24 protein-coding genes are annotated in these 21,245 nt (G+C 63.7%); 10 read left to right on the top strand and 14 right to left on the bottom strand.

Annotated features, from left to right (window positions below; genetic code table 11):
* Nucleotides 1-96: 96 nt before the first annotated feature.
* Nucleotides 97-951, top strand: a complete 855-nt coding sequence (gene rpoH, locus MKK04_RS24875; RefSeq protein WP_015272155.1) for an RNA polymerase sigma factor RpoH — start codon at nucleotides 97-99, stop codon at nucleotides 949-951.
* 170 nt (nucleotides 952-1,121) lie between these two features.
* Here the strand turns inward: rpoH and mtgA are convergent, their stop codons facing one another.
* The gene (gene mtgA, locus MKK04_RS24870; protein WP_207828242.1) at nucleotides 1,122-1,832 is read right to left on the bottom strand and encodes a monofunctional biosynthetic peptidoglycan transglycosylase; all 711 of its coding nucleotides are present in this window, start codon (nucleotides 1,830-1,832) and stop codon (nucleotides 1,122-1,124) included.
* A 64-nt stretch (nucleotides 1,833-1,896) separates the two neighbouring features.
* On the opposite strand from mtgA, the gene MKK04_RS24865 reads away from it, so the two are divergent.
* The 4 genes from MKK04_RS24865 (at nucleotide 1,897) to trmB (ending at nucleotide 4,152) form a co-directional block, all read left to right on the top strand.
* The gene (locus tag MKK04_RS24865) at nucleotides 1,897-2,268 is read left to right on the top strand and encodes a DUF423 domain-containing protein (RefSeq protein WP_144175501.1); all 372 of its coding nucleotides are present in this window, start codon (nucleotides 1,897-1,899) and stop codon (nucleotides 2,266-2,268) included.
* 103 nt (nucleotides 2,269-2,371) lie between these two features.
* Entirely contained in the window at nucleotides 2,372-2,572 is a 201-nt protein-coding gene (gene thiS, locus MKK04_RS24860) for a sulfur carrier protein ThiS (RefSeq protein ID WP_003257817.1), read from the top strand.
* Between the two features lie 53 nt (nucleotides 2,573-2,625).
* Nucleotides 2,626-3,420 (top strand): thiazole synthase, encoded by a 795-nt coding sequence (locus MKK04_RS24855; RefSeq protein WP_013974625.1) that lies wholly within the window; start codon nucleotides 2,626-2,628, stop codon nucleotides 3,418-3,420.
* Between the two features lie 9 nt (nucleotides 3,421-3,429).
* Nucleotides 3,430-4,152, top strand: coding sequence for a tRNA (guanosine(46)-N7)-methyltransferase TrmB (trmB, locus tag MKK04_RS24850; RefSeq protein ID WP_013974624.1), 723 nt, complete (start codon nucleotides 3,430-3,432; stop codon nucleotides 4,150-4,152).
* Nucleotides 4,153-4,580: 428 nt separating this feature from the next.
* Here trmB and MKK04_RS24845 read toward each other — a convergent pair whose 3' ends face one another.
* From MKK04_RS24845 to MKK04_RS24805, 9 genes are all read right to left on the bottom strand, one after another.
* The gene (locus MKK04_RS24845) at nucleotides 4,581-4,907 is read right to left on the bottom strand and encodes a DUF3392 domain-containing protein (protein WP_003257821.1); all 327 of its coding nucleotides are present in this window, start codon (nucleotides 4,905-4,907) and stop codon (nucleotides 4,581-4,583) included.
* 9 nt (nucleotides 4,908-4,916) lie between these two features.
* Nucleotides 4,917-6,092, bottom strand: a complete 1,176-nt coding sequence (gene hemW / locus MKK04_RS24840; RefSeq protein ID WP_233694071.1) for a radical SAM family heme chaperone HemW — start codon at nucleotides 6,090-6,092, stop codon at nucleotides 4,917-4,919.
* Complete coding sequence (gene rdgB / locus MKK04_RS24835) at nucleotides 6,089-6,685, bottom strand: RdgB/HAM1 family non-canonical purine NTP pyrophosphatase (RefSeq protein WP_063912073.1); 597 nt, start codon at nucleotides 6,683-6,685, stop codon at nucleotides 6,089-6,091. The genes hemW and rdgB overlap by 4 nt, the downstream gene beginning before the upstream one ends.
* Nucleotides 6,682-7,116 carry a DUF4426 domain-containing protein gene (locus MKK04_RS24830; protein ID WP_013974622.1) on the bottom strand — a complete coding sequence of 145 codons (435 nt, stop codon included), beginning with the start codon at nucleotides 7,114-7,116 and terminating at the stop codon, nucleotides 6,682-6,684. The genes rdgB and MKK04_RS24830 overlap by 4 nt, the downstream gene beginning before the upstream one ends.
* 22 nt (nucleotides 7,117-7,138) lie before the next feature.
* Nucleotides 7,139-7,759 carry a methionine biosynthesis protein MetW gene (gene metW / locus MKK04_RS24825; RefSeq protein WP_003249106.1) on the bottom strand — a complete coding sequence of 207 codons (621 nt, stop codon included), beginning with the start codon at nucleotides 7,757-7,759 and terminating at the stop codon, nucleotides 7,139-7,141.
* Between the two features lie 7 nt (nucleotides 7,760-7,766).
* Nucleotides 7,767-8,906 carry a homoserine O-succinyltransferase MetX gene (gene metX, locus MKK04_RS24820; RefSeq protein WP_207828248.1) on the bottom strand — a complete coding sequence of 380 codons (1,140 nt, stop codon included), beginning with the start codon at nucleotides 8,904-8,906 and terminating at the stop codon, nucleotides 7,767-7,769.
* Nucleotides 8,907-9,005: 99 nt separating this feature from the next.
* Nucleotides 9,006-9,596 (bottom strand): YggT family protein, encoded by a 591-nt coding sequence (locus MKK04_RS24815; RefSeq protein ID WP_063912070.1) that lies wholly within the window; start codon nucleotides 9,594-9,596, stop codon nucleotides 9,006-9,008.
* Between the two features lie 10 nt (nucleotides 9,597-9,606).
* Complete coding sequence (proC, locus tag MKK04_RS24810; RefSeq protein WP_207828250.1) at nucleotides 9,607-10,425, bottom strand: pyrroline-5-carboxylate reductase; 819 nt, start codon at nucleotides 10,423-10,425, stop codon at nucleotides 9,607-9,609.
* A 38-nt stretch (nucleotides 10,426-10,463) separates the two neighbouring features.
* The gene (locus MKK04_RS24805) at nucleotides 10,464-11,150 is read right to left on the bottom strand and encodes a YggS family pyridoxal phosphate-dependent enzyme (protein ID WP_207828252.1); all 687 of its coding nucleotides are present in this window, start codon (nucleotides 11,148-11,150) and stop codon (nucleotides 10,464-10,466) included.
* A gap of 65 nt (nucleotides 11,151-11,215) precedes the next feature.
* Here MKK04_RS24805 and MKK04_RS24800 point away from each other — a divergent pair, with 65 nt between their 5' ends.
* Nucleotides 11,216-12,214: a type IV pilus twitching motility protein PilT gene (locus MKK04_RS24800; protein WP_241106064.1), complete on the top strand. Its 999-nt coding sequence runs from the start codon at nucleotides 11,216-11,218 to the stop codon at nucleotides 12,212-12,214.
* Nucleotides 12,215-12,341: 127 nt separating this feature from the next.
* Here the strand turns inward: MKK04_RS24800 and MKK04_RS24795 are convergent, their stop codons facing one another.
* The gene (locus MKK04_RS24795; RefSeq protein WP_207828256.1) at nucleotides 12,342-12,980 is read right to left on the bottom strand and encodes a C40 family peptidase; all 639 of its coding nucleotides are present in this window, start codon (nucleotides 12,978-12,980) and stop codon (nucleotides 12,342-12,344) included.
* A gap of 166 nt (nucleotides 12,981-13,146) precedes the next feature.
* Between MKK04_RS24795 and MKK04_RS24790 the strand changes: the two genes are divergently transcribed.
* The gene (locus tag MKK04_RS24790) at nucleotides 13,147-13,566 is read left to right on the top strand and encodes an NINE protein (protein ID WP_063912065.1); all 420 of its coding nucleotides are present in this window, start codon (nucleotides 13,147-13,149) and stop codon (nucleotides 13,564-13,566) included.
* 144 nt (nucleotides 13,567-13,710) lie between these two features.
* Here MKK04_RS24790 and MKK04_RS24785 read toward each other — a convergent pair whose 3' ends face one another.
* The 3 genes from MKK04_RS24785 to MKK04_RS24775 all read right to left on the bottom strand — a co-directional run bounded on the left by MKK04_RS24785 (nucleotide 13,711) and on the right by MKK04_RS24775 (nucleotide 18,585).
* Nucleotides 13,711-14,409 carry an SPOR domain-containing protein gene (locus MKK04_RS24785; protein WP_063912064.1) on the bottom strand — a complete coding sequence of 233 codons (699 nt, stop codon included), beginning with the start codon at nucleotides 14,407-14,409 and terminating at the stop codon, nucleotides 13,711-13,713.
* A gap of 1 nt (nucleotide 14,410) precedes the next feature.
* Nucleotides 14,411-16,147 carry an arginine--tRNA ligase gene (gene argS / locus MKK04_RS24780; RefSeq protein WP_207828261.1) on the bottom strand — a complete coding sequence of 579 codons (1,737 nt, stop codon included), beginning with the start codon at nucleotides 16,145-16,147 and terminating at the stop codon, nucleotides 14,411-14,413.
* 218 nt (nucleotides 16,148-16,365) lie between these two features.
* On the bottom strand, nucleotides 16,366-18,585 hold the full coding sequence (locus MKK04_RS24775) for a primosomal protein N' (protein ID WP_233688147.1): 2,220 nt from the start codon (nucleotides 18,583-18,585) through the stop codon (nucleotides 16,366-16,368).
* Between the two features lie 167 nt (nucleotides 18,586-18,752).
* Here MKK04_RS24775 and rpmE point away from each other — a divergent pair, with 167 nt between their 5' ends.
* The 3 genes from rpmE to MKK04_RS24760 all read left to right on the top strand — a co-directional run bounded on the left by rpmE (nucleotide 18,753) and on the right by MKK04_RS24760 (nucleotide 21,238).
* Nucleotides 18,753-18,968: a 50S ribosomal protein L31 gene (gene rpmE / locus MKK04_RS24770; RefSeq protein ID WP_008092997.1), complete on the top strand. Its 216-nt coding sequence runs from the start codon at nucleotides 18,753-18,755 to the stop codon at nucleotides 18,966-18,968.
* Between the two features lie 2 nt (nucleotides 18,969-18,970).
* Nucleotides 18,971-19,792 (top strand): thermonuclease family protein, encoded by an 822-nt coding sequence (locus MKK04_RS24765; protein WP_207828273.1) that lies wholly within the window; start codon nucleotides 18,971-18,973, stop codon nucleotides 19,790-19,792.
* 177 nt (nucleotides 19,793-19,969) lie between these two features.
* Nucleotides 19,970-21,238, top strand: a complete 1,269-nt coding sequence (locus MKK04_RS24760; protein WP_063912060.1) for a malic enzyme-like NAD(P)-binding protein — start codon at nucleotides 19,970-19,972, stop codon at nucleotides 21,236-21,238.
* The last annotated feature ends 7 nt before the right edge of the window (nucleotides 21,239-21,245 follow it).

Here is a 21,245-nt window from a genome sequence, read left to right as displayed (position 1 = left end):
ATTGACAAATTCTTCACTACGGAACTTGTACCGTCGTTCCAGGTCAATGTTGGCAGCGCCCACAAGGCGCGAGTTTTGTAAGTCGGAGGTTCTTGAATGACCACATCGTTGCAACCTGCCTATGCCCTGGTGCCCGGTGCAAACCTGGAAGCCTACGTGCACACGGTCAACAGCATCCCGCTGCTGACTGTCGAGCAGGAGCGTGATCTGGGCGAGCGTCTCTATTATGAGCAGGATGTCGAGGCCGCTCGTCAAATGGTGATGGCCCACCTGCGTTTCGTCGTACATATCGCCCGTAGCTATGCCGGCTACGGGCTGGCCCAGGCTGACCTGATCCAGGAAGGCAATGTCGGCCTGATGAAAGCCGTCAAGCGCTTCAACCCGGAAATGGGCGTGCGCCTGGTGTCGTTCGCCGTGCACTGGATCAAGGCAGAGATCCACGAGTTCATCCTGCGCAACTGGCGCATCGTCAAGGTGGCTACCACCAAGGCCCAGCGCAAGCTGTTCTTCAACCTGCGCAGCCAGAAGAAGCGTCTGGCCTGGCTGAACAACGACGAAGTGCACCGCGTGGCGGAAAGCCTGGGCGTGGAGCCGCGTGAAGTTCGCGAGATGGAAAGCCGCCTCAGCGGCCAGGACATGGCCTTCGATCCGGCAGCGGAAGCTGACGACGACAGCGCTTTCCAGTCGCCTGCGCATTACCTGGAAGACCACCGTTACGACCCGGCGGTGCAGCTGGAGGATGCCGACTGGAGCGACAACTCCACCAGCAACCTGCACGAAGCGCTGCAAGGTCTGGACGAACGTAGCCGTGACATTCTCTACCAGCGCTGGTTGGCGGAAGAGAAGGCCACGTTGCATGAGCTGGCGGACAAGTACAGCGTTTCGGCTGAGCGGATTCGCCAGCTGGAGAAAAATGCGATGAACAAGGTCAAGGCGCTGATCGCGGTCTGATCGAGCCCTGCCTGCAAAGAAAAGCCGCTGGCCCGGATAGGGCGAGCGGCTTTTTTATTGGTGTTGGCTTTGCCGGCCTCTTCGCGGGCGCGCCCGCTCCCACAGGGCCCCTGCTAATTCAATGAGTCATGTGCAGTTCTATGAGGGCGGGCGTGCCCGCGAAGAGGCCCTCAAAGCTTGCGTGAAGTGTCGAGCTGCATCAGGTAGCTGGGCCCACCCAATTGGCTCATCTGCCGGCGGATCCAGCCGGCCCGGCTGGCCACATAGGCACTCGGCCGACTGGCACTCCACTTGATCGGGCTCGGCAGCACCGCTGCCAGCTGCGCCGCCTGCTGTCGGCTGAGTCGACTGGCATCGACGCCAAAGTGATAGCGCGCTGCAGCCTGGGCGCCAAACACACCTTTGCCCCATTCGGCACTGTTCAGGTAGACCTCGAGAATCCGCTCCTTCGACCAGAACAGCTCGATCAATGCGGTGAACCAGGCTTCCAGCCCTTTGCGGAACCAGCTGCGCCCGGACCACAGAAACAGGTTCTTGGCCACCTGCTGGGTCAGGGTGCTGGCCCCGCGAATGCTGCCGCCGCGCTCGTTGTAGGCCAGTGCCGCCTGGATGGCCGGGATGTCGAAGCCCCAGTGGTTGGCGAACTTCTGGTCCTCGCCAGCGATGACCGCGACCTTGAGATCGTCGGAGATGTTCTCCCACGGCTCCCAGTCGCGCTGCAGGTCGATCGGCTCGCCATTCACCCAGGACTCCACCTTGCGCTCGACCATGAGCGCGGTACCGGGTGGTGGCACCCAGCGGAACACCAGCACCAGCACGATGCTGCCGGCAGCGAACCAGAGCAGGGCGCGGGAGAGGCGGCGGAGAAGGGTTGGCAGCATGACGATGGCTTGGCCGTACGGGTTGAAGGGGCCATTATACAGACCCGATCCAAGGAGTCGTCCCATGCTTCGCAGCTTCCTGATGCTTGCCGCCTTTTTCGGCTTCACCGGTGTCGCCCTGGGGGCTTTCGCCGCCCACGGCCTGAAAAGCCGACTGACGGCCGACTACCTGGCAATCTTCCAGACCGGTGTGTCCTACCAGTTGGTGCATGCCCTGGCGATCTTCGCCGTCGCCGTGCTCTCGGTGCACCTGCCGGGGCGCCTGGTCGGCTGGGCTGGCGGCCTGTTTGCCCTGGGGATAGTGCTGTTCTCCGGTAGCCTGTACCTGCTGACCCTGAGTGGCTTGGGCAAGCTTGGCATCATCACCCCGATTGGTGGCCTGTGCTTCCTCGCCGGCTGGTTGTGCCTGGGCCTTGCAGCCTGGCGGCTCGGTTGACCATGTGGTCCACAATCGCGACTAATGGCGTGCACCGCCCTTGGGTTGCAGGGCGGTTCAGCGCTAGAATGCGGGCCCCCAAAGAACAATGGTGGCCGTGCGCATGCGCATTCAACTGAACGGTGAACCTTACGAATTGCCCGCTGGCGAAAGCGTCGCGGCCCTGCTGGCCCGCCTGGAACTGACCGGGCGCCGCGTCGCGGTGGAGCTGAATCTGGATATCGTGCCGCGTAGCCAGCACGACAGTACGCTGTTGAACGACGGTGACCAGGTCGAAGTGGTCCACGCCATCGGTGGCGGCTGATTCCGGCCGGCGATTCACCTGCAAGCCCAGCAACCTATTCCCGAGGAACAACCATGAGCAACGTTCGTAGCGACAAGCCCTTCACCCTGGCCGGGCGTACTTTCCAGTCGCGCCTGCTGGTCGGTACCGGCAAGTACCGTGACATGGAAGAAACCCGCCTGGCCATCGAGGCTTCGGGTGCCGAGATCGTCACCGTTGCCGTGCGCCGCACCAACATCGGCCAGAACCCGGGCGAGCCGAACCTGCTCGACGTGTTGCCACCGGACCGCTACACCATCCTGCCGAACACCGCTGGTTGCTACGACGCAGTCGAAGCCGTGCGCACCTGCCGCCTGGCCCGTGAACTGCTGGATGGCCACAACCTGGTCAAGCTGGAAGTGCTGGCCGACCAGAAAACCCTGTTCCCCAATGTGATCGAAACCCTCAAGGCCGCCGAAGTGTTGGTCAAGGACGGTTTCGACGTGATGGTCTACACCAGTGACGATCCGATCATCGCCCGCCAGCTGGCCGAAGCCGGCTGCATCGCGGTCATGCCGCTGGCTGGCCTGATCGGTACCGGCCTGGGTATCTGCAACCCCTACAACCTGCAGATCATCCTGGAAGAGTCCAAGGTGCCGGTGCTGGTCGATGCCGGTGTAGGTACCGCGTCCGACGCTACCATCGCCATGGAAATGGGCTGTGAAGCGGTGCTGATGAACTCGGCCATCGCCCACGCCCAGCAGCCGGTGCTGATGGCCGAGGCCATGAAGCACGCCATCGTCGCCGGTCGCATGGCCTACCTGGCCGGCCGTATGCCGAAGAAACTCTATGCCAGCGCCTCTTCGCCGCTGGATGGTCTGATCAAGTAAGAGCCCCTGATGACTGAATCGCACGATACGCCGATCACCCCCGACGGCGAAGCCCGCCCGCACCGCCGCATCAAGAGTTTCGTGATGCGCGCCGGGCGCATGACCGAAGGCCAGCAACGTGGCCTGGAGCAGGGCGGCCCGCTGTACATCCTGCCGCTGGCCGACAGCCCGGTGGACTACGACCAGGTGTTCGGCCGTTCGGCGCCGCGCACCCTGGAGATCGGCTTCGGCATGGGCCATTCCCTGCTGGAAATGGCTGCTGCCGCGCCTGAGCAGGACTTCATCGGTGTGGAAGTACACCGCCCGGGTGTTGGCGCGCTGCTCAACGGTGTGCTGACCCAAGGCCTGAAGAACCTGCGGGTATATGACTGCGATGCCATCGAAGTGCTGAACCGCTGCGTGGCGGACAACAGCCTCGACCGCCTGATGCTGTTCTTCCCTGACCCATGGCACAAGGCGCGTCACCACAAGCGCCGCATCGTCCAGCTGGAGTTCGCCGAGCTGGTACGGCGCAAGCTCAAGCCCGGTGGTGTGTTCCACATGGCTACCGACTGGGAGCCGTATGCCGAGTACATGCTGGAAGTGATGAGCGCTGCCCCGGGCTATCGCAACCGTGCGGCCGACGGTACCTACGTGCCACGCCCGGAAGAGCGCCCGATCACCAAGTTCGAGCGCCGCGGCGAGCGGCTGGGGCATGGGGTTTGGGATTTGAAGTTCGAGAAGGTGGATTGATCGGCTGATACGGCCTTTCGGTGCACTGGTGCCTGCAGGAATGCAGGCGAAAAAAAACCGCCTTGAGAAGGGCGGTTTTTTTATGTGAGCGACAGGACTGAGTATCCTTCGATCTGAGGTTTCACAGAAAACCCTCACACAGTTTTCGAAGTCATCGAAGTGCCGGTTAGATGCTGGAAGATTGGCCCGCCAATACGGAGGCCAGGGCATATGAAGCGTTTGCTTGATGCGCTGAGCCGCGTTTGGAAGCTGGTCCGGATCTTGACTGTGCTCAAGACCGTTCGGGATTTCATGCGCGATCACTTCGATGATGCCCAGTAAGGGCTAGTCAAGTGGTAGGGCTGCCCTGGTTTTCCGGGGCAGCTTTTAGAACCCATCTCTGTACTCGGATTACGCGCTCCTACAAGGGTTCAGTGCCAGGCCGTGGCTCAGCCCCGGCGATCCGCCACTACCCCGATCAGCACCAATACCACCAGCAAAACCGGCGCCAGCGCGTAGTTGTTGAACTGGCTCAGCCCCTTCACCACCCACGGCGTGGCGTAGATCAGTGCCGCACCGCTGCCGATCATCACCAGCAAGGCCATGAACGGTACGCGCAGGGCGCCCGCCAGGCCGCCCAGGCGCTGTTCCACCCAGCCCTTGATATCGGTGCCGAACAGCACCAGCAGGCAGCCTACCAAGGCCAGTGAAATCTCCGACAGGTTGCTGCGGCTCCAGCGAGAAACCGTCGCGAGCAGATCAAGTACCAGATCCATGGGTCATCCTTAGGTCAAGAAATACTGCAGCAGGTCATTGAGGAACAACTGGCCCCTTGGCGTGGCCACCAGTCGATCCGGTTGGACCTGCAAAAGGCCTTTTTGTTCGGCGGCGCGGCGGGCTTCGGCCAGCTGTGCCAGCGGCAAACCGGTACGCTGGGTGAACAGTTCGGCTTCCACGCCATCGGTCAGGCGCAGTGCGTTCATCAGGAACTCGAACGGCAGTTCGTCGACCGGCAGCCGCTTCTCGCCGGCCTTGAACGGCTTGGCCAGGTTCAGGTAGTCCTTGGGCAGGCGGGTTTTCCAGGTGCGCAGGATGCGCCCGTCGGCGAAGGTCAGCTTGCCGTGGGCACCGGCACCGATGCCGATGAAGTCGCCAAAGCGCCAATAGTTGAGGTTGTGCCGTGCGGCGCGGCCCGCCTGGGCGTAGGCCGAGACTTCGTACTGGCGGAAGCCGTGCTCGGCCATCAGCGCCTGGCCGGCTTCCTGGATATCCCAGAGGATGTCGTCCTCGGGCAGCTCGGGTGGCTGGTTCCAGAACACCGTGTTCGGCTCCACGGTCAGCTGGTACCACGACAGGTGCGTCGGCCCCAGGTCGATGGCCTGGCGCAGGTCGCCCAGCGCGTCGTCCAGCGACTGCTCGGGCAGGCCGTGCATCAGGTCCATGTTGAAGTTGTCGAAGCCGGCGGCGCGCGCCATGCCGGCGGCACGGACCGCTTCATCGCCGTTGTGGATGCGCCCGAGCGCCTGCAGTTTGGCTGGCTGGAAGCTCTGCACGCCGATGGACAGGCGGTTGATGCCGGTTTGCCGGTAGGCCTTGAACTTGTCCTGCTCGAACGTACCCGGGTTGGCCTCCAGGGTTATTTCGATGTCCGGCGCAAACGGGATACGTTGCTCCACGCCACGCAGCAGCCGGCCAAGAGCGTCGGCACTGAACAGGCTGGGGGTACCGCCACCGAAGAAGATCGAGCTGATCGGCCGGCCTTGCACGGCGGCCAGCTCCTGGTCGAGGTCGGTCAGCAGGGCGGCGACGTAGGCGTCTTCCGGCAGTTCAGGCCCGGCAGCGTGGGAGTTGAAGTCGCAGTAAGGGCATTTGCGTACGCACCATGGGATGTGGATGTACAGCGCCAGCGGCGGCAGGCTGGTGAAGCCTGCTGCGCCGGGGGTGGACAGCGTTTCGATCATGCCAGGCCCAGACGTTGGCGCAGCAGAGCCATGGCGCGGGCGCGGTGGCTGAGCTGGTTCTTGTCCACAGGGGCCAGGTCGGCGCTGGAGCAGCCGCGCTCCGGAACCCAGAACAGCGGGTCGTAGCCAAAGCCGTGCTCGCCACTGGCCTCGAACATGATGCGCCCGTGCCACAGGCCTTCGCAGAGGATCGGCAGCGGGTCGTCGGCATGGCGCACCAGCGCCAGGACGCAGACGAACTGCGCACCGCGCTCGGCTTCAGGCACGTCTTTCAGCGCTTCGAGCAGCTTGGCGTTGTTCGCCGCATCACCCTTGCCGTCGGCATAGCGCGCCGAGTAGATGCCCGGCGCGCCGCCGAGGAAGTCCACCGCCAGGCCCGAATCGTCGGCCAGGGCCGGCAGGCCGGAAATGCGTGCGGCGTTGCGTGCCTTGAGGATGGCGTTCTCGACGAACGACAGGCCGGTTTCTTCCGGTTCGACCTGGCTGAACTCGCCGATCGAGCGCAGCTGCACGGAGGCGCCGAGCATGGCCTGGAGTTCCTTGAGTTTGCCGGCGTTGTGGCTGGCCAATACGAGTTGCTGGAAATTCATCATTCGCCTGGGAACACTTCCTGGTTGAAGCTGAGGGAGTTGCTGATGCCGCCGGTTTCGATGTTCAGGTCGAAGGTGACGGTTTCTGGCTGGTCGATCTTGAACTGGGCGATGTAGTACACGGCGCCCTGTTCGGTGATCTGCTTGAATGACAGCGGGCTGCTGCGCCCGGTCAGGTCCTTGACCGTGCCGCTGACCACCGCCATGGCGGGCTTGTTGGCCTTGAGCACGGCAATGTTGAGCACACCCTGGTTCTTGCTGCGGACCAGGCCGGTGGCCGCGGCCACCTCCGGTGTCAGCATGCTCGAGGTGAACGCACTGTAGTGCACCGTCACGTCGCCAAACACTTCCTTGCGCTCGGGGCGGGCGGCATCGGCAGCCAGTACCGGCAGGGCCAGGCACAGGCTGATCAGGAACAGGGCTAGGCGACGCATGGGGTGACTCCTCCGGTGGGCGTCAGACCGCGAGCTGATGCTCTTGCAGGCCCGGGCTGCTGACGCGATAGATGCCGATCTCACCTAGAAGATTAGGCCAAAGCCGGCCACCCCACCCATTACGGTGCAAGTGATCGACGGCCAGGCGGTCGAGCACCTTGGCCCGGCGTTCGTGCACCAGCTCTTCGAAGTCGGCGAAGGTGCAGAAGTGGATGTTCGGCGTGTTGTACCAGGTGTACGGCATGAAGTCCGATACCGGCATGCGGCCTTTGGTCGCCAGGTACCAGCGGCAACGCCAGTGGCCGAAGTTGGGGAAGGTGATGATGCACTGGCGGCCCACGCGCAGCATCTCGTCGAGGATGCGGTCGGGGTACTCCACGGCCTGCAGGGCCTGGGTCATGATCACCACGTCGAAACTGTTGCTGGCGAAGTTGCCCAGGCCCTTGTCCAGGTCCTGCTCGATCACGTTGACGCCCTTGGCCACGCAGGCGGCGATGTTGTCGGCGTCGATTTCCAGGCCATAGCCGGTGACCTGCTTGCGGTCGCGCAGCGAGGCCAGCAGTTCGCCGCTGCCGCAGCCCAGGTCGAGTACCCGGCTGCCGGCGGGGATCCAGTCGTGGATGATTTCCAGATCGGCTCTCATGCTGTCCTCAGATGGCAATGCGGTTCATGTAGTTCGAGAAACCCTGCATGTAGCGAGGTGTGGGGATCAGGAAGGCATCGTGCCCGTAAGGCGAGTCGATCTCCAGGTAGCAGACGTTCTTGCGCGCAGCCATCAGGGCGTCGACGATCTCGCGCGAACGGGCCGGGGAGAAGCGCCAGTCGGTAGTGAACGACATGATGCAGTAATCCGCCTTGACGTGGTCCAGGGTGGCCGCCAGGTCGCCGCCTTTGGCTGCAGCCGGGTCGAAATAGTCCAGCGCCTTGGTCATCAGCAGGTAGGTGTTGGCGTCGAAACGGCCGGAGAACTCCTCGCCCTGATAGCGCAGGTAGCTCTCGACCTGGAATTCGACGCTGTGGAAGTCGTAGTTGAGCTTGTCGCTCTTCAGCTCACGGCCGAATTTTTCACCCATCGAGTCGTCCGACAGATAGGTGATGTGGCCGACCATGCGCGCCAGCATCAGGCCGCGTTTGGGGATTACCCCCTGGTCCTGGAACGAACCGCCGTGGAATTCGGGGTCGGTGAGGATGGCCTGGCGTGCCACTTCGTTGAAGGCGATGTTCTGTGCCGACAGCTTGGGCGCCGAGGCGATGTCGACGCAATGGCGCACGCGCTCGGGGTAGCTGATGGTCCACTGCAGCGCCTGCATGCCACCCAGGCTGCCACCGACTACCGCGGCCCACTGATGGATGCCCAGGCGCTCGGCCAGGCGCACCTGGCTGTGTACCCAGTCTTCCACGGTCAGCACCGGGAAGTCGGCGCCATAGGCTTTGCCGGTGGCCGGGTTGATGCTGCTGGGGCCGGTACTGCCGTTGCAGCCGCCCAGGTTGTTCAGGCTGACCACGAAGAAACGGTTGGTGTCGATCGGCTTGCCAGGGCCGATGCAGCTGTCCCACCAGCCCGGCTTGCGGTCGGTGGCGGCATGGTAGCCAGCGGCATGATGGTGGCCGGACAGGGCATGGCAGATCAGCACGGCATTGCTCGCGCTGGCGTTCAGGGTGCCATAGGTCTCGTAGACCAGTTCATAACTGGCCAGGGAGCGGCCACAGGCCAGGGCCAGCGGCTCATCGAACCGGGCTGTTTGCGGTACTACCAGACCGACGGAATCTTCGGGAAAGACAGTGGACATCGACCCTGCTCACGCTTGACGGAGGCGTAAGTCTAAAGAGCGCTACCCCCAGCGGCAAGCAAAGGCTTGCCGCTGGAAGCAACCAAGGTCAGGTGAGGCTCAGATCATCCGCCACAGCTCTTGTGGCATGCCGGCATAGGCGGCCAGCGGCGGCATGACGAACGACTGGATTACCTGGATCGCAAGGAAGGCGAAGATCGGCGAGATATCCATGCCGCCCAGGTTGGGCACGATGCGGCGGAACGGTGCCAGCACCGGCTCGCTGATCTGGTAGGCCAGTTCAGCTGCGGGGTTGTGGCTGTTGGGGGCCACCCAGGACACGATCACCATGACGATCATCGCCACCCAGAAAATCTTCAGGAATAGCGAGGTGATACCGATGATTGCCCACATCAGCAGGTGCAGGATGTCACCGAAGGTGCCGTAGGTGACCATCAGCACGAAGGCCATCAGCAGCGCCTGGATGAGCACCGACAGTAGCAGAGACGAGGTGTCCAGCCCGCCGACGCTGGGGATGACCCGGCGAATCGGCTTGAGCAGCGGCTGTGTGGCACGCACGGCGAACTGGCACAGCGGGTTGTAGAAGTTGGCCTTGACCAGCTGCAGGACGAAGCGCAGCAGGACGATCACCAGGTACAGGCTGACCAGGGTTTGCACCACGAAGATCGCGGCGCCGGACAGTGCATTCATCTATGGCTCCTTATTTGCCCAATTGTTCGGCCAGCTCTGCGGAGCGTGTGGCCGCGGCCTGCAGCGCCTGTTCGACGATGGCTTCGAAGCCGCTGGCCTGGAACGACTTGATCGCAGCTTCCGTGGTGCCGGCAGGCGAGGTGACCCGGCGGCGCAGTTCGGCGGCATCGACATCGCTGGCAACCGCCATGCGCGCGGCGCCCAGGGCTGTCTGCAGGGTCAGCTGGGAGGCGGTTTCACGTGGCAGGCCAAGCTTTTCGCCCGCCGCGGTCATGGCCTCGATCAGCAGGAAGAAGTACGCCGGGCCGCTGCCGGAGACGGCGGTCACGGCGTCCAGTTGCTGCTCCTGTTCCAGCCACAGGGCGGTGCCCACGGCCGACAGCAGTTGCTCGGCCTGCTCGCGCTGTGCGCCGGACACTTCGGCGGTGGCGTACAGGCCGCTGACGCCCTGGCGCAGCAGTGCCGGAGTGTTAGGCATGCAGCGCACCACCGGGCGAGCGCCCACCCAGCTCTGCAGGCTGGCGCAGGTGATGCCGGCGGCGATGGAAACGATCAGCTGGCCATCCTGCAGGTTCGGTTGCAGGGCCTGGCACACGGCTTTCATGACCTGCGGCTTGACCGCCAGCACGATGACGTCGGCGCCATCGATGGCCTGGGCGTTGTTCTCGAAGGTTTCGATGCCGTGCTCGGCCTGGATGCGGCTGCGGGTCTCGGCGCCCGGGTCGCTGGCGCGGATCTGCGAGGCGTCCAGGCCCTGGGCACGCAGACCACCGATCAGGCTGGCGGCCATGTTGCCGGCGCCGATAAAGGCAATACGAGTCTTGCTCATGTCAGGTCCTTGTGGGGAAGAGTGAGTAAAGCATGGAATCAGGGCTGCCCGTAGTCGCGGGCACCGAACAGGGCGGTGCCGATACGCACCCAGGTCGCCCCCTGTGCAATGGCCGCTTCCAGGTCGTGGCTCATGCCCATGGACAGGGTGTCCAGGCCAAGGCCCAGGCCTTCCTGCAGCTGGCGCAGGGTGGCGAAGGCGGCTTCCTGGGCGGCGCGGTCGTCGGTGGGTTCGGGGATGGCCATCAGCCCGCGCAGGCACAGGTTGGGCAGCGCGGCTACCGCCTTGGCCAGGGCCGGCAGGTCGGCAGGGGCGCAGCCAGACTTGCTGTCTTCGCCGCTGACGTTCACCTGCAGGCAGATGTTCAGTGGCGCCAGCCCGGCCGGGCGCTGCTCCGACAGGCGTTGGGCGATTTTCAGGCGGTCCACGGAATGTACCCAGTCGAAATGCTCGGCGATGGCCTTGGTCTTGTTCGACTGAATGGGGCCGATGAAGTGCCAGATCAAGGGCAGGTCGCTGAGTGCCTGCTGCTTTGTCAGCGCTTCCTGTAGGTAATTTTCCCCGACATCGCGTACGCCAGCGGCATGGATCTCACGGATGGCGCTGGCTGGCTTGGTCTTGCTCACGGCCAGCAACTGGACGCTGGCCGGATCGCGCCCGGCAGCCTGGGCAGCGCTGGTGATACGGGCGGAAATAGCGGAAAGGTTGTCTGCTAGGGTGGACATGGACTGATGCCGGCGGCTGTGGGGTTTGCGGCATTCTACCTACTTGAAGGCCTTTGGGGAGTCTCATGGATGTGACCGACCTGTTGGCCCGGGCTGTAGATGCGGGGGCTTGCGACCTGCACCTGGCAGCGGGGCAGATACCGATGTTGCGCCTGGATGGCGAGCTGCAGCGCATGGCCCTGCCGGCCTTGTGCTCGGCCGCCTTGATCGAGGGGCTGGCACCCATGTTGGGTGAAGACCAGCGCCGGCAATGGGCCCAGGGTGATGAGCTGGACCTGGCGCTGGAACTGCCTGCGCTCGGGCGCTTTCGGCTGAACCTGTTTCGCCAGTTGCATGGCCCTGCCGCCACCTTTCGCCTGATCCCGGGGCGCATCGCCACGCTCGATGAACTCGACCTGAGGGATGTGTTTCAAGCTGTTGCGCAGTGCAGTGATGGCTTGATCCTGGTGGGTGGGCCGACCGGCAGCGGCAAGTCCAGCACCCTGGCGACGCTACTGGACCAGCTGAACCGTGATCGGGCACTGCATATCATTACCCTCGAAGACCCTGTCGAAGTTATCCACAGCAGCCAGCGCAGCCTGGTCAACCAGCGTGAGATCGGTCGCCACTGCGGTGGGTTCGCCCAAGGGCTACGCAGTGCCCTGCGCCAGGACCCGGATGTGATCATGATCGGTGAGCTGCGCGACCTGGAAACCATTCGCCTGGCCTTGCGCGCGGCCGAGACCGGGCACCTGGTGCTGGCGACCGTGCATACGCGTTCGGCGGTTAACAGCATTGACCGGTTGGTGGAGGTGTTTGCTGCCGAGGAAAAGCCGCTGGTGCGGGCGATGCTGGCCGAGTCATTGCGCCTGGTGGTGGCGCAGGTACTGGTCAGGCGTGCGGGCGGTGGGCGGGTTGCGGCGCGGGAAGTGCTGGTGGTGACGCCAGCGGTGCGCAACCTGGTTCGGGAGGGGCGGATGGCGCAGTTGTGTTCGGTGATGCAGACGGGCGGTGCGGACGGGATGCGGACGATGGAGGGGGCGATGCGAGGGTTGAAGGAGAGGGGGCTGATCAGCGATCTATAGTGCCTGTGCTGGCCCTTTCGCGGGTAAACCCGCTCCCACATGGATAACACAGCCTTCGAATGCTGTGGTGTACCTGTGGGAGCGGGTTTACCCGCGAAGAGGCCCGGGCAGGAGAGCGCCGATCAGCTCAGCGCTTGGCCAGGTTCAGCTGCTGTTGTTCTTTCGGCAGCACCCGCTTGGCCACTACGTAATGCTTCTGCCAGTAAGGCTTGCTCAGGGTGTCGATGCTTACCCGCTTGCCACGGCGTGGTGCATGGATGAAGCGGTCGTTGCCCAGGTAGATGGCAACGTGGTTCACCCGGCGGCTCTTGATGTTGAAGAAGATCAGGTCACCTGGCTTGAGGTCACCCTTGGCCACCTTCACGCCGTGGCCCTGGGCCATGGCATTGGAGGTGCGCGGCAGGTCGACGTCGGCGACGTCGTTGAAGGCGTATTTGACCAGCCCGCTGCAGTCGAAGCCTTTCTTCGGGCTGCTGCCACCCCAGACATAAGGGGTGCCGAGCACATTCACCGCACGGCTGAGCACATCGCTGCTCTGCTTCGGCGACATGGCAGCGATCGGCATGCCGGGCACGCCGCGGCTGCTGCTGGCAGCATTGCCTGGGCGGGTGCGCAGCGCGGTCTGCTTGACCGGTGCGTGTCTCACCGAGGCGTTGGTGGTATAGCCGGTGAAACCATTGGGAAGACGTTGCTCACGATTGGTGGCGTGGGCGGCCAGGGGCAATAATAGGCAGAGGGTCAGCCATGTCTTGAGTAAAGGCGGCATAGATGAAGCTCTTATGAATAGTTATGTGTTGGGCGCGCAACTTTATAACAGCTTTTTGATCAGTCTTTGATCCGTTGGTCGATTGTTCAGGTGCCGTACGTCGGCCTGCGACAAGAAAGTCACATTTTTTTTTAGAAAATTTTCGGATAACCCAAGGGGGCTATGAATGAACAGTTATCAACAGGGGGCGCCGTTTCACGACACCCACAGCAAGACCATTGGCTATCTGCTATGGATTTTCGGCTTTACCGGGTCGCATCGCTTCTATTACGGCAAGCCCGTCACCGGCACCATCTGGTTCTTCACCCTGGGCCTGCTGGGCATCGGCTGGTTGATCGACCTTTTCCTGATCCCGTCCATGGACCGTGAAGCCGACCTGAGGTTCCAGTCCGGGCGCGTTGACTACAACATCGCCTGGATCCTGCTGACCTTCCTCGGGGTGTTTGGCCTGCACCGGCTGTACCAGGGCAAGTGGGTGACCGCGATCATCTACTTCTTTACCGGCGGGCTGTTCCTGGTGGGGGTGCTGTATGACTTCTGGACGCTGAACAGCCAGGTTTCCGAGGTGAACGCAGGCCGCCGTTGACGCACAGCCCTTGTGGGAGCGGCCTTGTGTCGCGAAAGGGCCGCAAAGCGGCCCTAGGACTTCAGCGGTGCAGCTGAGCATGCTGGGGCTGCTTTGCAGCCCTTTCGCGACACAAGGCCGCTCCCACAGGGCCGCAAATGCAGGTTACTGACGGGTCTGCCGCTGCTGCAGCAACAGGTTGCTGAAACCTGCCCCGGCCAACTGTTTCTGCGCCCCGGTAAGCTGCTCACGGTTGCTGAACGGGCCCACCAGTACGCGGTACCAGGTTTCGTCCTTGACCGTGCCCGACTCTACCTTCACTGCCTGGCCCAGCAGAATGATCTGCGCGCGCACCTTGTCGGCATCGGCCTGCTTGCGGAACGAGCCTGCCTGCAGGAAGAACTGGGTGGTCGCCGCCGGCTTGATCACCGGTGGTGCCGGTGGCGGAGTCTGCCCCATCAGCGCTGCCTGGGCGCGCGCCGTGTCGATCTTCGCCGCTTCGGCCGGTGTCACCGGAGTTACCGGTTGGGCCGGTACTGGAGGCGTTTTCTCTGGCACGGCCTCCGGCGGCACGATCACCTCGGACTCCGGCAGCAGCGTGTAGAAGTCATACTTCGGCTTTACCGGCTGCTGCGGGGTGGCCTGCGCCGGCTTGCCGGCTTCGGCCACTTTCTCCGCCTTCTGCTGCTCAGGCTTGGTGCGCTTGATGTCTTCGCCACCGGGCTCGAGTTTCATCAGGAACACGATGAACGCGCCTACGGTCAGGCCGACCGCCAGCCATACCCAACCGGGAATCGGCTGCTTGGCCGGCGCCGTCTGGCGGCTGGCGCCGCGTTTGGGTGCGGGTTTTTTCTTGGCAGCCAACTTACATGCGCTCCAGGGTTTCCAGGCCGAGCAGTTCCAGACCTTGCTTGAGGGTGCGGCCAGTCAGGGCTGCCAGGCGCAGGCGGCTCTGTTGTTGCTCCGGGGTATCGGCAGCCAGAATCGGGCAGTTCTCGTAGAAGCTGGAGAACAGGCCGGCCAGGTCGTACAGGTAGCTGCACAGCACGTGCGGCGTGCCCTTGTCGGCGACGTTGTTGAGGATTTCGCCAAACTGCGCCAGGCGCGCGGCCAGGTCCTGCTCGTGGGCAGCCTGCAGCACGATGTTGCCTTCGACTTCATCGAAGCCCTTGCCCAGCTTGCGGAACACGCCGGCCACGCGGGTGTAGGCGTACAACAGGTAAGGCGCGGTGTTGCCTTCGAAGTTGAGCATCAGTTCGAAGTTGAAGCTGTAGTCGCTGGTGCGGTGCTTGGACAGGTCGGCGTACTTCACCGCGCCAATGCCCACCACTTCACCGATGTGGCGCAGTTCTTCGTCGGCCAGGCTCGGGTTCTTTTCCTTGACCAGCGCGTAGGCGCGCTCCTTGGCCTCGGTGAGCAGGTCGATCAGCTTCACGGTGCCGCCGTCACGGGTCTTGAACGGGCGGCCGTCGGCGCCGTTCATGGTGCCGAAGCCCATGTGTTCCATTTGCATCGGGTGGCCGACGAAGCCTGCGCGGCGTGCAACTTCGAACACCTGGTTGAAGTGCAGGGCCTGGCGCTGGTCGACGAAGTACAGGGCGCGGTCCGCCTTGAGCACGTTGCTGCGGTAGCGCACGGCGGCCAGGTCGGTGGTGGCGTACAGGTAGCCGCCGTCGGCCTTCTGCACGATTACCGGCAGTGGTTCGCCTTCGCTGTTCTTGAACTCGTCGAGGAACACGCACTGGGCGCCCTGGTCTTCGACCAGCAGGCCCTTGGCCTTGAGGTCGGCAACCACGTTGGCCAGGTCGTCGTTGTAGGCGCTTTCACCCATCACGTCGGCCATGGTCAGCTTGACGTTGAGCAGCTCGTAGGTTTTCTGGCAGTGCGACAGTGAAATGTCCTTGAAGCGCGTCCACAGGGCCATGCAGTCCGCGTCGCCGGCCTGCAGCTTGACCACCAGGCCGCGGGCGCGGGTGGCGAATTCTTCGGATTCGTCGAAGCGCTTCTTGGCGGCACGGTAGAAGTTTTCCAGGTCCGACAGCTCGTCGCTGGTGATCGGGTTTTCTTCCAGGTAAGCCAGCAGCATGCCGAACTGGGTGCCCCAGTCGCCCACGTGGTTCTGGCGGATCACGTCATCACCGAGAAACTCCAGCACGCGCGCCACACTGTCACCGATGATGGTCGAACGCAGGTGGCCGACGTGCATCTCCTTGGCCAGGTTGGGTGCCGACATGTCGATCACCACCTTTTGCGCAGGGCCGGCCTTGCGCGCGCCCAGGTGGGCGTCGGCCAGTGCAGCATCCAGGCGGTTGGCCAGGGCGTCGGTGTTCTGGAAGAAGTTGAGGAAGCCGGGGCCGGCGATCTCGACCTTGCTGATGTCGGCGCTGGCCGGCAGGGCATTGATCAGTTTCTCGGCCAGGTCGCGCGGCTTCATGCCGGCCGGCTTGGCCAGCATCATGGCGATGTTGCTGGCAAAGTCGCCGTGGGTCTTGTCCCGGGCGTTTTCCACCTGGATCGCCGGCGACAGCCCTTCAGGCAGCACACCGTCGGTGACGAGTTGGGTGAGGGCTTGCTGGATCAGCTGGCGAATGGTGTCTTTCATGGGGATCTCTTTTCGACCGCAAGCGCGGTGGAGCGCTTGGATGCGCAGGTGGAAAAACTGGGCATTATCCGTGGCTGGGAGCGGGTTGCCAACCTTTGAGCTGCAACCACCAAGGGTTCCATGTTGTGTTCGAGGGCCTCATCGCCGGCAAGCCAGCTCCCACAAAAGAGCGGGTGCAAGCTGTGGAAGCTGGCTTGCCGGCGATGAGACCGGTCGATTCAGTACAGGTCTACCGGGTCGACATCCAGCGACCAACGCACCTGGCGCCCGCTCGGCATCTGCTCCAACACTAGCAACCAGGCGCTGATCAGTCGATGCAAAGGCGCCCGCGTATTGGCCTGTATCAACAATTGCGCGCGGAAGCGCCCGGCGCGGCGCTCCATGGGGGCCGGTACCGGCCCCAGCAGCTCGATGCCAGGCAGCTGCTGTTCGGCCACCAGGCGCTCGGCGGCGGCACAGGCCTCGTCGAGGAAACCTTCGGCCTGGCCGGGCTTGTGCGCTTCGGCGCGCAGCAGTGCCAGGTGCGAGTAAGGCGGCAGCCCGGCGGCGCGGCGTTCGTCCAGGGCCTGCTCGGCGAAGGCGAAGTAGCCCTGCTCGGTAAGCTGCACCAGCAGCGGATGGTCGGCCAGGTGGGTCTGGATGATGACCTTGCCGGGTTCTTCGGCCCGCCCGGCTCGCCCGGCAACCTGCACGATCAGTTGCGCCATGCGTTCGCTGGCGCGGAAATCGCCGGAGAACAGCCCGCCATCGGCATCGAGGATGGCCACCAGGGTCACCCGCGGGAAGTGGTGGCCCTTGGCGAGCATCTGGGTGCCGACAAGGATGCTCGGCTGGCCGCGCTGGATGGTGCTGAACAGGTTGTGCATGGCGTCCTTGCGTGCCGTGCTGTCGCGGTCCACGCGCAGGATCGGGTAATCCGGGAACAGCACTTTCAGGCGCTCTTCGGCGCGCTCGGTGCCGGCACCGACCGGGCGCAGGTCAACGTGGTTGCACTGCGGGCACTGCTGCGGCAGGCGCTCGTCATAGCCGCAATGGTGGCAGCGCAGCACGCCGGAGCGCTGGTGCACGGTCATGCGTGCATCGCAGCGCGGGCATTCGGACAGCCAGCCGCAATCGTGGCACAGCAAGGTCGGGGCGAAGCCGCGGCGGTTGAGGAACACCAGCACTTGCTGGCCCGCCTCCAGGGTCTGGCGGATGGCCTGCTGCAGCGGACCGCTGATGCCGCTGTCCAGCGGCAGGCTCTTCACATCCAGACGCAGCATGCGCGGCGGGCGGGCGCCGCCGGCGCGCTGGTTCATGCGCAGCAGGCGGTAGCGACCGGTCAGGGCGTTGTGCAGGGTTTCCAGCGATGGCGTGGCAGAACCGAGCAGGATCGGGATGTTTTCCTGGTGGGCGCGCACCAGCGCCAGGTCGCGGGCGTGGTAGCGCAAGCCTTCCTGCTGTTTATAGGAACCGTCGTGCTCCTCGTCGATGATGATCAGGCCGGGGTTCTTCATCGGCGTGAACAGCGCCGAGCGGGTGCCGATGATGATGTCGGCCTCGCCATCCCGGGCGGCCAGCCAGGCATCCAGGCGCTCGCGGTCGTTCACCGCCGAATGCAGCAGGGCGATGCGGGCGTTGAAGCGTTGCTCGAAGCGGGCCAGGGTCTGCGGGCCGAGGTTGATCTCCGGGATCAGTACCAGGGCCTGCTTGCCGGCTTCGAGGGTTTCGCGGATCAGCTGCAGGTACACCTCGGTCTTGCCGCTGCCGGTGACACCGGCCAGCAGGAAGGCACCAAAGCCGCCAAAGCCTTCGCATACGGCGTCGAAGGCGTCGCGTTGCTCTTCGTTGAGCGGTAGTTCCGGCTGGGCCAGCCAGTGTTCATGGCGCAGCGTCGGCAGGTGGCGGCGGACCTCGATCTGCACCAGGTCCTTGGCCAGCAGCAGGTCGAGGCTGTCCTTGTTCAGGTTGAGCTTGGCCAGCAGGCTGTGGGCCACACCGTGCGGGTGCTGGGCCAGGGTCTTGAGGGCATCGCGCTGGCGTGGTGCGCGGGCGATGCGCGGGTCTTCCAGGCGGGCGCCGGGGGCGACGTGCCAGAAGCGCTCCTGGCGCATTTCGGCGGGTTCACCCTGGCGCAACAGGGTTGGCAAGGCCCAGCTCAGCGTGTCGCCCAGGCTGTGCTGGTAGTACTGGGCGGTCCACAGGCACAATTTGAATAGCGACGGCGGGATCGGCGACACCGGGTCGAGCAGGGCGCTGGCCGGCTTTAGCTTGTCGGCGGGCACTTCGCTCTGCTCGCACACCTCCACCAGCACGCCGATCATTTCGCGGCGGCCGAATGGCACGCGAATGCGCATGCCCGGGGTCAGGGTCTGGCGCGCCATGCTTGCCGGCGCCTTGTAGTCGAACAGGCGACGCAGCGGAGAGGGCAGGGCAAGGCGCAGGATGACGTCGGACACGCGGAAAGTCTCGGAGGGCGTTTCAAAGACTGGCGAGCCTAGCAGACGACGGTCGGTGCAAGCGACAACTTGCGTTGGCGTGATGCTCTGGTATTATTCGCCGCCTAATTACGTGCGGTATTCAACAATTGGTGTTGGGTGGCGGCACGCAGCTCGAGGAAGTGACCATGAAAGCAGATATTCATCCGAACTACGAAGTAGTTGCAGTCACCTGCAGCTGCGGCAACAAATTCGAAACGCGTTCGACCCTGGGCAACACCCTGGCGATCGACGTTTGCAACCTGTGCCACCCGTTCTACACCGGTAAGCAGAAAGTCCTGGACACCGGTGGTCGCGTACAGAAGTTCGCCGATCGCTTCGGTATGTTCGGTACCAAGAAGTAATCATGCGCATGGCGAATCCTTCGGGCTTCGCGTTGCTGCTGAAAAAAGCGCCCCTTGTGGGCGCTTTTTTTATGGGCGTCATCTGGCATGTCCCGGCCCTGGCGTTCTGCCCACTGCCAGGGCAAATGCAGCAGGTGGCGGTACGCCAGGTGGTGGATGGCGATACCTTGCGCCTGGTCGATGGCCGCAGTGTGCGCCTGATCGGCATAAATACCCCGGAAATCGGCCGCAACGGCCGCACCAGCGAGCCCTATGCCGAGGCCGCCAGGCAGCGCCTGCAGGCGTTGGTCAAGGCCAGTGACGGGCGTGTCGGGCTGGTGCCGGGCATCGAGGCCAGGGACAAATACGGCCGTACGCTGGCGCACATCTACGGCCGCAATGGCGACAATCTGGAAGCGCAATTGCTCAGCGAGGGCCTGGGTTATCGTGTGGCGGTTGCCCCCAATGTGCGCCTCAGCGCTTGCCAACAGCTTGCCGAGCAGGCAGCGCGCAAGGCTGGCAGCGGACTGTGGCGCCGTTCGCCGGTGGTGCGTGCTGGGGATGTAAGGCAGTCGGGTTTCGCGATCATTGCAGGCCGCATCGAAGGCGTGGAGCGCAACCGGGGCGGGGTCTGGCTGACCCTGGACAGTGCTGTGGTGCTGCAGGTTCCCGCTCGTCTGCAACGCAACTTCCCCGCCAGCTTCTTCGATAACCTCAAGGGACGCCAGGTCGAAGCGCGTGGTTGGGTGCTGGATCGTTCCCGCAAGGGCGGCCTCAAACCTGGGCAGCGACGCTGGGTGTTGCCGTTGACCGATCCGAGCATGTTGGAGCGCATTTCAGGCTAAAAGATGTAGACATTTCGCTATTAGATTGTACACACTGTGAGCCGTATGCCCCGTGGGTTATAGCGTAAAGTCGTAGGCTAAAGGCCTTGACACAAGTGACCGACCAGTCTTGTGACTCCCCGGCTCTTTGCGTATCCTCGGCGGTCCGTCAGAACAGTAAATAGCGGAATGCCCACCATGTCAGACCTGAAAACCGCCGCTCTCGAATACCACGCTCAACCTCGTCCGGGGAAACTGAGCGTCGAGCTCTCCAAGCCCACTGCCACCGCCCGTGACCTCGCCCTGGCCTACAGCCCAGGTGTTGCTGAGCCCGTGCGCGAAATCGGCCGTGATCCAGAGCTGGCTTACAAATACACCGGCAAAGGCAACCTGGTTGCGGTGATTTCCGATGGCACCGCCATCCTCGGTCTGGGCGACCTCGGCCCACTGGCTTCCAAGCCGGTCATGGAAGGCAAGGGTGTTCTGTTCAAGCGTTTCGCCGGTATCGACGTGTTCGACATCGAAGTCGAATCGGAAAGCCCGCAAGCGTTCATCGACACCGTTCGCCGCATCTCGATCACCTTCGGTGGCATCAACCTCGAAGACATCAAGGCACCTGAGTGCTTTGAAATCGAGCGCACCCTGATCGAACAGTGCGACATCCCGGTATTCCACGATGACCAGCACGGTACCGCCATCGTGACCGCGGCCGGCATGATCAACGCCCTGGAAATCGCCGGCAAGAAGCTGGAAGACGCCAAGATCGTCTGCCTGGGTGCCGGCGCTGCGGCCATCTCCTGCATGAAGCTGCTGGTGAGCATGGGTGCCAAGGTCGAGAACATCTACATGATCGACCGCAGCGGCGTGATTCACGCTGGCCGTGACGACCTGAACCAGTACAAGGCTCAGTTCGCTCACGCCACCGACAAGCGCACCCTGGCTGACGCCCTCGACGGTGCCGACGTGTTCGTAGGCCTGTCCGGCCCGAACCTGCTGAGCGCCGAAGGCCTGAAGTCGATGGCTGCCAACCCGATCGTGTTCGCCTGCTCGAACCCGGACCCGGAAATCGCGCCAGAGCTGGCTCACGCCACTCGCAGCGACGTGATCATGGCGACCGGTCGTTCCGACTACCCGAACCAGGTCAACAACGTACTGGGCTTCCCGTTCATCTTCCGTGGTGCCCTGGACGTTCGCGCCAAGCGCATCAACGAAGAAATGAAGATCGCTGCCGCCATCGCCCTGAAAGACCTGGCCAAGCTGCCAGTGCCGAAGGAAGTGTGCGACGCCTACGGCGTACAGGCTCTGGAGTTCGGCCGTGAGTACATCATTCCGAAGCCGCTGGACGCCCGCCTGATCACCGTCGTTTCCGACGCTGTGGCCAAGGCCGCCATCGAATCCGGCGTGGCTACCCTGCCGTATCCGAAGCACTACCCGCTGACCAGCGTGGATGACGTGTTCAAAGGCTGATTGCTGC

The sequence above is a fragment of the Pseudomonas sp. LS.1a genome, assembly GCF_022533585.1.
Taxonomy (GTDB): Bacteria; Pseudomonadota; Gammaproteobacteria; order Pseudomonadales; family Pseudomonadaceae; genus Aquipseudomonas.
The sequence above is the reverse complement of the archived record's forward strand: the minus strand, read 5'-3'. Positions and strand labels throughout refer to the sequence as shown.

Coding starts and splice junctions, on each gene's coding strand:
- rpoH (WP_015272155.1), top strand. CDS start 97: ATGACCACATCGTTGCAACCTGCCTATGCCCTGGTGCCCGGTGCAAAC.
- mtgA (WP_207828242.1), bottom strand. CDS start 1,832: ATGCTGCCAACCCTTCTCCGCCGCCTCTCCCGCGCCCTGCTCTGGTTC.
- MKK04_RS24865 (WP_144175501.1), top strand. CDS start 1,897: ATGCTTCGCAGCTTCCTGATGCTTGCCGCCTTTTTCGGCTTCACCGGT.
- thiS (WP_003257817.1), top strand. CDS start 2,372: ATGCGCATTCAACTGAACGGTGAACCTTACGAATTGCCCGCTGGCGAA.
- MKK04_RS24855 (WP_013974625.1), top strand. CDS start 2,626: ATGAGCAACGTTCGTAGCGACAAGCCCTTCACCCTGGCCGGGCGTACT.
- trmB (WP_013974624.1), top strand. CDS start 3,430: ATGACTGAATCGCACGATACGCCGATCACCCCCGACGGCGAAGCCCGC.
- MKK04_RS24845 (WP_003257821.1), bottom strand. CDS start 4,907: ATGGATCTGGTACTTGATCTGCTCGCGACGGTTTCTCGCTGGAGCCGC.
- hemW (WP_233694071.1), bottom strand. CDS start 6,092: ATGATCGAAACGCTGTCCACCCCCGGCGCAGCAGGCTTCACCAGCCTG.
- rdgB (WP_063912073.1), bottom strand. CDS start 6,685: ATGATGAATTTCCAGCAACTCGTATTGGCCAGCCACAACGCCGGCAAA.
- MKK04_RS24830 (WP_013974622.1), bottom strand. CDS start 7,116: ATGCGTCGCCTAGCCCTGTTCCTGATCAGCCTGTGCCTGGCCCTGCCG.
- metW (WP_003249106.1), bottom strand. CDS start 7,759: ATGAGAGCCGATCTGGAAATCATCCACGACTGGATCCCCGCCGGCAGC.
- metX (WP_207828248.1), bottom strand. CDS start 8,906: ATGTCCACTGTCTTTCCCGAAGATTCCGTCGGTCTGGTAGTACCGCAA.
- MKK04_RS24815 (WP_063912070.1), bottom strand. CDS start 9,596: ATGAATGCACTGTCCGGCGCCGCGATCTTCGTGGTGCAAACCCTGGTC.
- proC (WP_207828250.1), bottom strand. CDS start 10,425: ATGAGCAAGACTCGTATTGCCTTTATCGGCGCCGGCAACATGGCCGCC.
- MKK04_RS24805 (WP_207828252.1), bottom strand. CDS start 11,150: ATGTCCACCCTAGCAGACAACCTTTCCGCTATTTCCGCCCGTATCACC.
- MKK04_RS24800 (WP_241106064.1), top strand. CDS start 11,216: ATGGATGTGACCGACCTGTTGGCCCGGGCTGTAGATGCGGGGGCTTGC.
- MKK04_RS24795 (WP_207828256.1), bottom strand. CDS start 12,980: ATGCCGCCTTTACTCAAGACATGGCTGACCCTCTGCCTATTATTGCCC.
- MKK04_RS24790 (WP_063912065.1), top strand. CDS start 13,147: ATGAACAGTTATCAACAGGGGGCGCCGTTTCACGACACCCACAGCAAG.
- argS (WP_207828261.1), bottom strand. CDS start 16,147: ATGAAAGACACCATTCGCCAGCTGATCCAGCAAGCCCTCACCCAACTC.
- rpmE (WP_008092997.1), top strand. CDS start 18,753: ATGAAAGCAGATATTCATCCGAACTACGAAGTAGTTGCAGTCACCTGC.
- MKK04_RS24765 (WP_207828273.1), top strand. CDS start 18,971: ATGCGCATGGCGAATCCTTCGGGCTTCGCGTTGCTGCTGAAAAAAGCG.
- MKK04_RS24760 (WP_063912060.1), top strand. CDS start 19,970: ATGTCAGACCTGAAAACCGCCGCTCTCGAATACCACGCTCAACCTCGT.